Raw genomic sequence first — 12,815 nt, 5'->3', positions numbered from 1 at the left:
GCCGCTGTACCCTGTTTATATATTTGAAAGTTGCTAAGCCGAGGGGTCTTGCCCTTCCGTTCGATTCAATAACTTGCGCATAAAGATCCATCCAATGAGCGGAAAAGCACCCAGAACGATAATAAGCCAGATTAACATGCGCAGGGACGGACTATTCATGACCGTTATAATAAATATGATCAACCCAAAAAGTCGGCCAACCATCAGACACAACTCCCTCAATACGACAAGTTCAACCCTTTTCTCCACATTTTCGTCACTCGTGCCCATCATGTCGAATCCCGCTGATATCATAGGTAAAATATACAATGGCATCGCAACTGCACTTCCAATCCCCATGATTAACAGCGTAACATAGGTCACTTTCCACAGAAGAGGAATCAGCACAATCAGCAGAATCAGAGCTCCGATGAACATGCCTCTGGATCTATACTGTGGTTTGGACCATTTCCCTACTGCCCAATAACTTATTAATGCCACAGCAGAAGTGATGAGTGAGAACTGTCCCAACTTATACTCCTGTGCAGTAGCCACGTATACAAGCAGTGCAATCAGAAAGGCAAAGACCCCTTCACGCGCACCCTGAGCGAACAAACCCAAAGCCAAGGTCTTCCAGGGACTATCCGGTTTGGATAACTGTATCCAAGGCTCGGACCAGCGGTATGTTCCGCTCACCTTTCTCTTTTTCAGAAAAAAGCTAAACACTACCGCTATGACATAAATAACGAGTGATACCGTGAAGATGAGTCGATATCCTGTATTGTCCGCCATTCGGGTAATAATCAGACCAGAGAACCATGGGCCTATAATTCCTGTCATCGAGCCAAGTAATCCGACCCAGCCATTGAATAGATCCCTGTTTTCCCGATCCGTTATTTCAAAATACACAACATTAAATGCGATCCAGAACAGCCCCAGGGAACAACCCAGTAGTATACCCAGAGGCCATATCCAGTCTACAGCTTTGGAACCAGCCCAGAGGACTATCATATAAAATATGCCGGACAGCGCAGTACCTAATCGTAGTGCACTCATTTTATTGTGTTCCTTGACCCATTTGCCAGCAAGCCAGAATGTCAGTCCAATGGCCAGTTGCTGGCTGAGAGTGAACCACCCCAACATGGCATAATCCGGACGGCTTTTCCACAGAAACACATTCAAAAAGGTTCCCGACAACGCTCCGGCTAACGCAAACAATCCATTCACGCCCAAAAGCAGAATGGATTGTCGGTCTAAAGTAATCTTCATCTGCTCCTCCTTCATCCACCTGAAATGAACTGTGCACAGGTAGGTCTTAGGGTTAACGTGCCCCAAGCAAGAGGAAAACATGATGAATCTTCAGGATTGCTATGAAATTGGTTAGAATCTCCGAAATGTTTATTCCTGTGTGCTCAGGTTCTTAATCAGACGCAGACGATCTTCCTCAGACAGACTGTACTGAACTTGGAAACATCCCGAGCATACATAGGTCAATACCTTAAACGGTGGTGACAATAGTGACCCTTCGCCTGAAGCTGCGTTAGCAACTGGAGTAAAGTTATCCTGCGTTGCAGCTTGAGTACCAGCAAGAATCATGAATTCCCGACAATTCGGGCACTCGGGTACTTCTTCCTGATGATCAAGTTGCTTCTGGACACCTTGTTCATATTGAATCAGGTCATTACCTTCATCCGCGTATTTGGTTAACGTTCGCAACTCGGGCAATTTGAGCTCAACTTCATCCCCCCACAGATCTGAAAGATCCGTAGTCTGTTTATCATCGTTTGCATGATCCACATCATAGATGTCGTCTTCAGCTTCATCTTGCTCTTCATCTCCGATGTCAATGTTGAGTGTACGATATCCCTTCAATTCATTATGGCAATATGGACACTCTTCTTCAGGACCGAGTTCCTCATCCCATACAATCTCCGTTTGACACCAAGGGCATACTGTTGTCTCCATATTAAATCAACCTTTCTCTTTCAATCATCATGTATTCATCACATAGATCACACCGATGGCAAAAAACACAATTGATGCCGCAAACAGAATCCGTATCAGTATCTTCATGACCGGTCCCCCTAGATAATACTCGCGCCAATAACAAACGACAATGAAACGGAAATAATCATGGATATCAATCCGACAGCTCGGTTATCCGCTTCGATCTCCTTATCAATGGAGAACACGGGTGTCAGGAATTCGAACAAAAAATAGGCAATGAGCAGAAGGATAAACCCAACAAACGACCACGTCATGGCTTCATACACTGAAGATTTAGCCTGTATGCAGAAACGCAGTACGTTGCAGATTCCAAAGATCTTACCTCCTGTAGCCATCGCAACGGCTACATTGCCCTTCTTGATCTCCGTCCAGCATTTATACTTGGTCACCAGTTCGAAGCAAGCCAGAAATACAAGCAACTCCATAATCGCTACCGAGAAAAAACCGAGTACCATCCCCAAGGGATGAGACAGCAATTGGTCAATGCTTTCTATCACGCACCGTTCCCCTCTCCCCATCTGCGAACTTCATGAATAAGGTCGCAAAATATCATTGATTCATGGACCGGCTATTCCAACTCTGCGACGGTCACACCGTTCCCGCCTTCTCCGTAATTGCCCAGCCGGTAGCTTTTAATATGTTTATGCTTACGCAGGTAATCCTGAATACCGGAACGTAAAATTCCCGTACCTTTACCGTGAATAATATAAACTTGGCCCAGGTTGGCAAGGAAAGCTTCATCAATGAACCGATCTGTCTCCATCAGGGCTTCTTCCAGGTTGGTACCACGCAGATCCAATTCACTTTTCACATTGTCATCACGTGTGCGTTTCATACCCGTTACCGGTTTTTGTTTCGGTTTGGCTGCAGGAGCCGATTGCTGCAGTTCCAGGTCATCCAGGGATACTTTCATTTTCATAATCCCCAGTTGTACCATAGCGTCTTTGCTGCCCGACATCTCTACAACATGGCCTTTTTGATTCAAACTGTAGACAAGCACTTCATCACCTGGACCGATGGCACGAGTCTTCGGCGCTGTTGCCGTCTTCTTGACCGTTTTTCTGCGTTTCTCCGGTTCCGCCTCGTCCAGCTGTTTGCGGGCAGCAATGAGTTTGTGCTCCTTCACGGAAGCACCTTCTTCCATAGCCAACAGGCGAAGATCGGCTATAATCTTCTCCGCTTCCGCTCGCGCCTTGTCCACAATGCTGCGTGCATCTTCTTCTGCTTTTTCAATCCGGCGATCACGCTGCTGTTCCAGCTTCTCCAGTTCGGTCTGATGACGACTGCGTAATTTCTCCATATCCTGGCGTAAGCTCTCTGCCTTCTCACGCTCTTGTTCAGCCGTAAGACGGTTCTCTTCAAGAGAAGCAATCATGTGCTCAATCCGTTGATCCTCTTCCTTCACTTCGCCACGGGCGTAGTCGAGAATGTAACCCGGCAGTCCCAGTCGCTCTGCAATGGCAAATGCATTACTTCGTCCAGGTACACCCACCAGAAGGCGATAGGTTGGACTCAGTGTGTTGATATCAAATTCCATGCTGGCATTAATGACACCTTTACGCTCATATGCGTATGCTTTCAGTTCACTGTAGTGAGTGGTTGCAACCATGCGACATCCCGTCCGGTGCATATGCTCCAGCATGGAGATCGCCAGTGCGGAACCTTCAGCCGGGTCTGTCCCTGCTCCAAGTTCATCGAGCAACACCAAACTTTTCGGCGTCATGTTTTTCAGAATGCGAATGATGTTGGTCATATGACTGGAGAAAGTACTCAGATTCTGCTCGATACTCTGCTCGTCCCCAATGTCTGCATAAATCGCATCAAATACACATAACTGACTGCCATCCTCAGCCGGAACAAATAAACCGGACATTGCCATCAGGCTGAGCAATCCAATCGTTTTGAGCGTTACCGTCTTACCACCCGTATTCGGACCTGTCACGATAATGGATGTGTAATCATTGCCCAGCTCTATGTCGATTGGAACCACATTTTCGATCGCAATCAGTGGATGACGGCCTTTCTTAAGCTTCAGGAACCCGCGGTCATTCATGCGAGGCAATGTTGCTTTTAGTTCACGAGCGAGACGTGCTTTGGCAAAGATAAAATCAAGTGATCCCAGCAAGTCGACATCATACAACAGCCACTCTCCCTGCTCACTGACAAGTGCCGTCAATTTCTGCAAAATAATTTCTATTTCGCGTTCTTCCCGAATCCGGGTTTCACGTAATTTGTTGTTCATGGCAACAATGGATTCCGGCTCAATGAACAATGTCGCACCCGAACCGGATTGATCATGCACAATCCCGCCAAAGTACGAACGATATTCAGCTTTCACCGGGATTACAAAACGGTCTCCTCTGATGGTGATGAGCTGATCCTGAAGCATCTTGGATACGGTAGAGGATCGTATCATGGAATCCAGTTTTTCGCGAATCCGTGCTTCTCCGCCTCGCAGCTCACGACGAATCTGCGCCAACGTTACGCTTGCACTGTCGGCAACCTCTGCATTATCGTCAATACAGATTTTGATGGCATCCTCAAGCGTTTTTTGCTCTGACAGTTGATCACTGATATAGAACAATGATTCGATGGGCTCATCTTCATGCAAAGTACCAATCTGACGTTTCAATCGCCGCGCCGCGAAGGTTGTATTGGATATTCCCAAAAGTTCGTGAGGGTTAAGTGTGCCTCCAATTTCAGCACGTTTGATGGAAGCCGTAATATCTACAATTCCCCCAAACGACGGTGAGCCTTTCAGGCGATCAAATGTGAAGGCTTCATCGGTTTGTTGCAACAAGCGCTTCACTTCTTCAAGTTCACTGCTTGGTTCAAGTTGCTCCGCTTTCTTTTTTCCCATGGTCGTCTGAGCAAAGCTAAGCAATGTATTTAAAATTTTGCGATATTCCAGTGTGTGTAAAATTTTCGTGTCCAAGTGTACAACTCCTTCCAAACTATATCTGTATTATAACGAAAGAAACTTTCTTACGCTATTTAACGAATCCTTCCACACATAACTTCAACCATAGCACCACAAACTACAGGTGTCAGGATTGTGCAACCTCTCCATCCCCCTGGAGTTGCCATGCTCAGTTCAATCCGAATAAAAGGAGGTAAACACCATGAATTTCCTGGGACATGTCGTGCGATTTATCATCGCTGCAATTGTATTAATGGTGGTCAGCTGGATCGTTCCCGGATTCGCCGTTGGTGGCTTCTGGAGCGCCCTGTTGCTTGCTCTCGTCATTGCCCTGCTCGGCTGGATCGTTGAAGGTATCTTCGGCAAAAGGGTCAATCCGTTTGGTCGCGGTATTGTCGGATTTATCGTTAGCGCACTGGTGATTTGGCTTGGTCAATATGTTGTGGATCATGTTGAAGTCAGCCTGCTCGGTGCCATTCTCGCTGCGCTGGTTATCGGGATTATCGATCTCTTCATCCCGGTATCCACCCCTTTTGATGCCGGACGAAGCTCCAAAAGTTAATCTCCACTTCACCTTAACGACCCCATGAATTCTCCTAAACCTCTGAAGGCCCTGGGCCGGAAGGGGTTTATTTCATTCGGGCAGTACGCATGCTCTGCCGTACACGTACAATTTTCAAAAAAACGACATACGCAGCGTGTACAGGCATCCACATATTGCGGTATGATGACTGGAGCAATCATTCAAATTTTATCCATATCACGCTTTAAGGAGGCACATAATGAAGAAAGGCATAACATGGCTCGCTGCCTGTATGTTAATTCTGGTCCTCACTGCATGTGGAGGAGCGAATCCGTCCGCAGACTCTGACAGCAACGGGTCGGATGCTGGCGTTACAGCCAGTGAAGAACTGGTCATCAAGGCAAGCAACTACAAATTTGATCAACCCGAGTACCATCTTAAAAAAGGTGTCCCGGTTAAGATTGTTTATGAAAATGTGAACGGAAACCACGGTATTCTTGTGCCTGAGCTGAATCTTACGCTCGACACCAGAAATAGTTCCAAAGTGATCACCCCGGACAAAGTCGGTGAATTTGAAATGTCCTGTTCGGTCTTCTGTGGTTCCGGACACAGCAGCATGATCTCCAAAATTATCGTTGAAGAATAGTATTCAAGACAAGGAGCCCCCGCAGCGACGGGAGCTCCTTCTTTAGTATAACAAATTGTACCAGAGTGCGTTGCACACGAGCCAGTTCTGCTACAATCAATCCGCTAGGTCTGGTCCTGTTCAATCAATTCAATCCATTCGTTATATTCCGTCTGCAATTTCGTATATTCATCATGCAACTGACGATATTCCGTGTTCAGCTGCTCAGCCTTCTCCTGCTCCATTTCACGTTCAACCTGTAACAAACGTAATTGATTGGCCGCTAGTTCGTAACGCTCCCCCATCGCAAGCAGTTCAGTTTCCATGATCTCTTTCTCTTGGGTCGCTTCTGCACGTAACTTGTCCAGCTGCTGTCGTTCTTGCTCCAGCCCCTCCAGCAACTCACTACTTGCAGCACTTTCTCTCTTCCAAACCGTTAGTTCATTCTCAAGTGCAGCCCAGCGCTCCTGCCAGGATTGTTCCTGAGCCGCCCATTCGTCTGCACGGCGTTGCCACACCTGGTTGTTCTGCTCTGCTTGTTCAACGCTTGAGTGAAGTTCTTCTTCACGTCTTGTCAACTGCTCCAGACGGGATGCCAACTCGGCCTGTTTGGCTGACAGTTCTTCGTGTTTGATCTGCCACTCCAATGCTTCTTCCTCAGTCTGGGCTAGCCGGCTCTCTTGCTCCGAGTAGCGCTCGGAAAGTTTAGCTGAAGACTGTCTCGCTTCTTCAAGTGCGCTCACAATCTCTTGTTTCTCCTTGCTCAATTCATCCAGCTTGGAACTGTAATTCTCTTCCCGTTGTAATGCATCACTGTAATCATTACGGATTTGTTTATAGTTATCCTGAAGTCGGTTCAGCTCTTCCCGAACAACATTTAGCTCAACTTCAAGCTGATTGCGTTTCTCTTCCAAAAGCTCTGCATCCTTCTGGTATTGCACAGCCTCTTCATGGTTAAAACGAGACTCTTCCTTCACCACGGACAGTTCATCATGAAGGGATTGCACACCAGACTCCAACGTTTCGTTTTGTTCAGCAACTTCAAGAATCTGATTCTCCAGGTCCCCGATCTCAGCCAATCGCTGCTCAGCAAGGTTCTTCCAGGACTGCTCACGTTCCGTAAGCGTACCGATCTCATTCTGCAATGTACGCACCGCAGCATGAGCCTGTTCAAGCACTTTTTGCAGTCTGCGCTGTTCCTCTTCCGACTTCACTTCAGCCTCACGAAGCTTTTGGGCTTCCTGTTCAAGCTGTGCATGTTGCTCCTGAAGTTTGCGCAACTGTGCTGTGAGAGAGGTTTCTCTATCCACAGTTTCATTATACTTCTGCTTCCATTGTTCCTGTGAATCACGGGATTGCTGGGCAGCCTGTTCCGTTTCACGCAGAAGCTCCTGCAACTGGGAACGGTCCTCTTTCAACTGCTCCAGTTGTTGTTCCAGTTCCGTAATTCGGCGAGTCTGAACTTCCTGCTCTTGTTTACGGACCCCATGCTCATGACGTAACGATTCCAATTGACCACGCTCGTGCTGAAGCTGCTGTTCTTGCTCTGCAACCATGTCCTGTGCACTGATGAGCTGGGTCATTACTTCTTCTAATTGCTCTTCGACATCTAATAGTCGAGCCTCCGCCTGTTTACGTTGTTCCTCAAGTTGCTGTTTGAGCTTGCCCTGTTCTTCTTGCAACAAGGCCTCTGCCGCCGCTTCGGCTTCTTTCGCCTGGGACGCTGCTGCTTCCTTGGCTTGCTGTAATTGCTCCTCGAGGGCTGCTTCTTTCTCCATCCATTCGAGTTCCAACTGCTCGGATAACGCCTTGAACTCCGCATTCAACTGATTTATCTCAGTCAGGCGCTGCTGCTCCGCTTGTTCCTGCAAGTCAGCCCGTTCCCGATTCGCCTGAGCCGTGAGCTCTTGTGTCTGTTGCAACGCTTTTTCTTCAGCCTGTTGAAGACGAAGTTCCATCTGTTGCTGAAGTTCCTTATATTGCAGCGTTGCTTCTTCCTGAGCTTTCTTCAGATTGCTCTCTGCCTGCTCCAACTCGGACAAAATGGCCGACTCGGCTTCTTCCTTGGCTGTCTGAACCTGCTGCGCAGCTTTGGCTTCAATCTGCTGACGTTCTGCAACGGCACGGCTTTCGGCTTCTTTTAATTGAGCTGCAGTCTTGTCCTGCAACTCTTTATATTGCGCCGCAGCTTTGGCCTGAGCCTGCTGCAATTCGGCTGCAGAACGGTTCTGAGCTTCTTTGAGCTGGGAAGCGGCCTGTGCCTGTGCAGTTTTAAGCTGGTTAGCCGCTTTCTCTTCCATTTCCTTCAGCTGTTTCGTTCCCTTGGCTTCTGCTTCCTTCAGTTGTGCCGTCGCTTGGGCCTGCAATTTCTGCACTCGCTCCGTTGCTTGAGCGCGTTCTTGCTCCAGCAGCGTATTCAACTTGGCTATCTCTGAATTTTTGTCCGTTTCGGACTTTTGCAGCGCCTGCTCTGCTTCAATCTTCAGCTTTTGCAAATCAGCAAGAGCCTGGTCACGCCGTTCCAATTCTTGTTGATGTTCATTTTGTATGGCGTTCAACCGATTCAATTCGTTTCTCAGTTCTGTACGTTCTCCAGTGAGCATCTTCAGTTCATTACGGATTTCCTGAGTCTGAAGAGACTGTTCAGCCATATGTACAGCCGCCAGTACCGCAATACGCGGAGTATCCAGACGGGAATTTTGCTTGGAGATTGCGCCCATACGCTCATCTACCAGGTTAGCTACTTGTTTCATATAGTCGGCACTGCTGCCAACCAGTTTATAGGAAGTCCCGTAGATCTCTACGGTGACGCGTGTACGATCAGGTGTAGTCACAGTTGTGCCCTCCTTCAAGTCTGTATGTTGATTCTAAGCTGTAATCACAAAAAAGTCACATCGATCCTCTAATGCTAAGGATTCGATGTGACTTCAAACAATTCCTGCTAATCTTTGTTCAAAAAATCTTCTTTTGTCCTATTTACGCAATTCCGCTCCGAATTGCTCTTCCAGACGAGCCACTACACGGGCATGAACTTCAGTAACTTCCTCATCGGTGAGTGTACGTTCACGATTCCGGTATACCAGTGCCATCGCCACGCTCTTCTTGTTTTCACCCAGTTTACTGCCAGTAAACACATCGAATACCTGTACGTTTTGTAACAATTCACCCGCCGATTCACGAATGGCGCGCAGCATATCTCCAGCTTCAACATCCTCATTTACAACAACCGCGATATCACGTTCCATGGCCGGGAAACGCGGAAGCTCACGATAACGAATGTCAGCGTCTGCTTCGCTGTAGATCGATTCAAGTGCAATCTCTGCGATGTACACATCATTCAGATCATACTGCTGTTGCAGTTCCGGATGCAATTGACCCAATGTACCGATCAATGCGCCTTCTCCGCCATCCTTACCTTCCAGGTAAACCGATGCGGAACGTCCCGGGTGGAATCCTTCAGGGCTGTTTGCTGCCAAGCGAATGCGTTGTTCAAGCCCCACATAGGCGAACAGATGCTCAAGCGCACCTTTCAGATCGAAGAAGTCTACTTTCTCCGCTCCAACATTCCACTGTTGGCTTGCACGATTCCCGGTGAGCAGCAGCCCCAATACTGGGATTTCATGCGGTTGCTTGGTCAACTGATCTTCTTCCGTGAAGAACACATTGCCCACTTCAAATACAGCCAGTGAATCCTGTTTACGGTTCATGTTATATACCGCTGCATCCAGCATTTGCGGCAAAATACTCGTACGAAGCACACTGCGGTCCTCACTCATAGGCATCGCGAGTTTCACGGCTTTACTGCCTTGTGTCAATGCCGGGAACAATGTCGCTTTATCCGGGTGTACAAAGGAGTAACTGATCATTTCCTGCCAGCCACTGCCTGAGAGCAATCCACGAATGGTGCGACGCATCGCTTGAGAGCGTGTATATGCCCCTGGAGTCGTTGGTCCTTCAATCCATGTGGTTGGAATGTTGTCGTATCCGTACAGGCGTGCAATCTCTTCAAACAAGTCTACATCAAGCGTAATATCCCCTCTGCGTGTTGGCACTTCCACATCCAGCAATCCTTGATCAGCATCACCACATGCAAAGTGCAAACGAGCGAAGATGGTTTTTACCTCAAGCAAAGACAGATCGGTTCCCAGATAACGATTCAGTCTGTCCAGCGACAATTGAATCACACGTTTCTCCGCAGCTTCTGCTCCAGCTTCCACGATTCCCTGATGCACTTCACCTTCAGCATAACGCTGAATCAGTTCAGCCGCACGATCCAAAGCTGTAATGACTGCACCCGGATCTACTTCCTTCTCAAAACGCATGCTTGCTTCGGAACGCAGCCCCAGTTGGCGCGACGTTTTCCGAACGGTTCCGCCGTCGAACTTGGCGGACTCCAGCAACAGATTCACCGTGCCCTCCGATACCTCGGAATTCTCACCACCCATAACCCCAGCGATGGCTACAGGTTTCACGCCGTCCGTGATGAGCAACATGTGCGGCTCCAGCTTGCGCTCCTGTCCATCCAGTGTAACAATCGTTTCGCCTTCTTTAGCCATCCGCACTTCAATATGGCCCTTTTCCAGCTTATCCGCATCGAATGCATGTAGCGGTTGACCGTATTCCAGCATGACATAGTTCGTGATATCAACGATGTTATTGATTGGGCGAACACCTGCTGCCATGAGACGGTTTTGCATCCACAGCGGGGAAGCACCCAGCTTAATGCCGGTTACATAACGAGCTGCATAGTGACTGCATTGCTCCTGTGCCTTAATCTCTACAGAGATATGATTCGCAGCCGTATCACCAACTTCAACCAGTTGGTCTTTGGGACTTGGCAGCTTCACTTCACGACCCAGAATGGCACCCACTTCATAAGCCGCACCACGCATGCTGAGACAGTCGGAACGGTTCGGTGTCAGGTCCAGTTCAAGCACATGATCGTCGAGACCAAGAACCTGGCTGATTGGCGTGCCAACCTCCGTTTGTTCTGGCAGAACGAGAATACCTTCCTGCTGATCTTTGGGCAACAATTTATCGTTCATGCCCAGCTCTTTGGCGGAACAGATCATGCCAAGGGAGACAACACCGCGCAGTTTGGCTTTTTTGATATCCAATCCACCAGGGAGCTTCGCTCCAACCAGGGCTACGACTACTTTTTGGCCTGCATCCACATTTTTCGCACCACACACGATCTGCAGATCTTCTTCCTGTCCGGCATCGATGACACATACATTCAGTTTGTCTGCATCGGGGTGTTTCTCCTTGCTCTTCACATAACCTACAACAACTTTATTCACGCCCTTGTTGCGGTTCTCCACTACATCAATTTCGACACCCGCACGGGTGATTTTCTCCGCCAATTCCTGTGGCGTCACACCTTCAAGGGAAATATAATCAGACAGCCAATCTGTCGATACTCTCATGGACGTTCACTTCCTTCATCTATAAATTGGTGTTCCCGGTTCATTCGCTTGCTCTATATGGTTAATCTTTCTTGTCTTAGTGTTACAGCCGTCCGAATTGCTTCAGGAAGGTCAGATCACTGTTGTAGAAGTGACGGATGTCATCAACACCATACTTCAGCATCGCGATACGTTCTACGCCCATTCCGAATGCGAAACCACTGTATTTCTCCGGATCATAACCGCCCATCTCAAGCACTTTCGGGTGAACCATACCGCCGCCCAAAATTTCGAGCCAGCCTGTTTGTTTACATACCCGACAGCCGCTGCCGCCACATTGTACACAAGTTACATCTACTTCCGCACTTGGCTCCGTGAACGGGAAGAAGCTTGGACGCAGTCGAATTTCCGTGTGGGAACCGAACATTTCGCGCACGAATTGCAGCAGGGTTCCTTTCAGATCGCTCATACGAATGTTTTCGCTGATGACCAACCCTTCAACCTGGTTGAATTGGAAGGAGTGGGTCGCATCGTCGTCATCACGGCGGTACACTTTACCTGGGCAGATGACTTTGACAGGCACTTCGCCCTTCATGCTCTGCATGGTACGTACTTGAACTGGAGATGTGTGGGTACGCATCAACAAGTCTTCTGTAACATAGAAGGAATCCTGCATATCGCGCGCCGGGTGATTCTTCGGCAGATTCAATGCTTCAAAGTTGTAATAATCCATTTCGACTTCAGGACCTTCCGCAACGCGGTATCCCATACCGATAAAAATATCTTCGATCTCCTGTACCACTTTGGTCAGCGGATGCAGTCCGCCTTGACGCCCACGACGTCCTGGCAGGGTTACATCAATTTTCTCGGATTGCAGACGCTTCGCCGTCTCTTCCTTCTGGAACTGGTCCTGCTTGCTGTCGATAACTTCCTCAATGGCAGCCCGAACATCATTGGCTACTTGACCAATAACTGGACGTTCCTCCGCACTAAGTGCACCCATACCACGCAAAATCTCAGTTAATGCACCCTTTTTCCCCAAATACTTTACACGCAGATCACCGAGCGTCTGCGGATCATTCACACCAGACAACTGCTCCAGCGCTTCGATCTTCAATGCCTCTAAACGTTCTTTCATGTGTAATTGCCCCCTTTTTGTGGTGTTTTTGCAACAAAAAAAGGCCTTCTCTCCCCTGAAGGGACGAAAAGACCGTGGTACCACCCTTGTTAGACGTCCATTGCTGCGTGGCCTTCTGGCTGCAACTGGTTCTGTCTCACTTTGTACGGAATAACGACCGTTAACCGTTTGCCCCTACTGTTGCCTCTGTGTCTGCACACAAACAGGTTCAGGGAACC

9 protein-coding genes are annotated in these 12,815 nt (G+C 48.3%); 2 read left to right on the top strand and 7 right to left on the bottom strand.

The window, feature by feature from the left end:
* Positions 1-33 precede the first annotated feature (33 nt).
* From NST33_RS08720 to NST33_RS08705, 4 genes are all read right to left on the bottom strand, one after another.
* Positions 34-1,248, bottom strand: a complete 1,215-nt coding sequence (locus NST33_RS08720) for an MFS transporter (protein ID WP_339307624.1) — start codon at positions 1,246-1,248, stop codon at positions 34-36.
* A gap of 129 nt (positions 1,249-1,377) precedes the next feature.
* Positions 1,378-1,944 (bottom strand): hypothetical protein, encoded by a 567-nt coding sequence (locus tag NST33_RS08715; protein WP_221822938.1) that lies wholly within the window; start codon positions 1,942-1,944, stop codon positions 1,378-1,380.
* Positions 1,945-2,063: 119 nt separating this feature from the next.
* Positions 2,064-2,504 carry a DUF350 domain-containing protein gene (locus NST33_RS08710; protein ID WP_100529513.1) on the bottom strand — a complete coding sequence of 147 codons (441 nt, stop codon included), beginning with the start codon at positions 2,502-2,504 and terminating at the stop codon, positions 2,064-2,066.
* A 50-nt stretch (positions 2,505-2,554) separates the two neighbouring features.
* Entirely contained in the window at positions 2,555-4,921 is a 2,367-nt protein-coding gene (locus NST33_RS08705; protein ID WP_124113694.1) for an endonuclease MutS2, read from the bottom strand.
* A gap of 187 nt (positions 4,922-5,108) precedes the next feature.
* On the opposite strand from NST33_RS08705, the gene NST33_RS08700 reads away from it, so the two are divergent.
* A complete protein-coding gene (locus NST33_RS08700) occupies positions 5,109-5,468 on the top strand; it encodes a phage holin family protein (RefSeq protein ID WP_017689637.1) in 360 nt (119 codons plus the stop codon).
* Positions 5,469-5,688: 220 nt separating this feature from the next.
* Positions 5,689-6,075: a cytochrome C oxidase subunit II gene (locus tag NST33_RS08695; protein ID WP_221822923.1), complete on the top strand. Its 387-nt coding sequence runs from the start codon at positions 5,689-5,691 to the stop codon at positions 6,073-6,075.
* A 104-nt stretch (positions 6,076-6,179) separates the two neighbouring features.
* Here the strand turns inward: NST33_RS08695 and NST33_RS08690 are convergent, their stop codons facing one another.
* The 3 genes from NST33_RS08690 to pheS form a co-directional block, all read right to left on the bottom strand.
* Positions 6,180-8,888: a hypothetical protein gene (locus NST33_RS08690; RefSeq protein WP_221822921.1), complete on the bottom strand. Its 2,709-nt coding sequence runs from the start codon at positions 8,886-8,888 to the stop codon at positions 6,180-6,182.
* Between the two features lie 138 nt (positions 8,889-9,026).
* On the bottom strand, positions 9,027-11,480 hold the full coding sequence (gene pheT, locus NST33_RS08685; RefSeq protein ID WP_221822919.1) for a phenylalanine--tRNA ligase subunit beta: 2,454 nt from the start codon (positions 11,478-11,480) through the stop codon (positions 9,027-9,029).
* A gap of 82 nt (positions 11,481-11,562) precedes the next feature.
* Positions 11,563-12,597 carry a phenylalanine--tRNA ligase subunit alpha gene (gene pheS, locus NST33_RS08680; protein ID WP_017689641.1) on the bottom strand — a complete coding sequence of 345 codons (1,035 nt, stop codon included), beginning with the start codon at positions 12,595-12,597 and terminating at the stop codon, positions 11,563-11,565.
* Between the last annotated feature and the right edge of the window lie 218 nt (positions 12,598-12,815).

The organism is Paenibacillus sp. FSL L8-0435, from assembly GCF_037965655.1.
Classification (GTDB): domain Bacteria; phylum Bacillota; class Bacilli; order Paenibacillales; family Paenibacillaceae; genus Paenibacillus.
The sequence above is the reverse complement of the archived record's forward strand: the minus strand, read 5'-3'. Positions and strand labels throughout refer to the sequence as shown.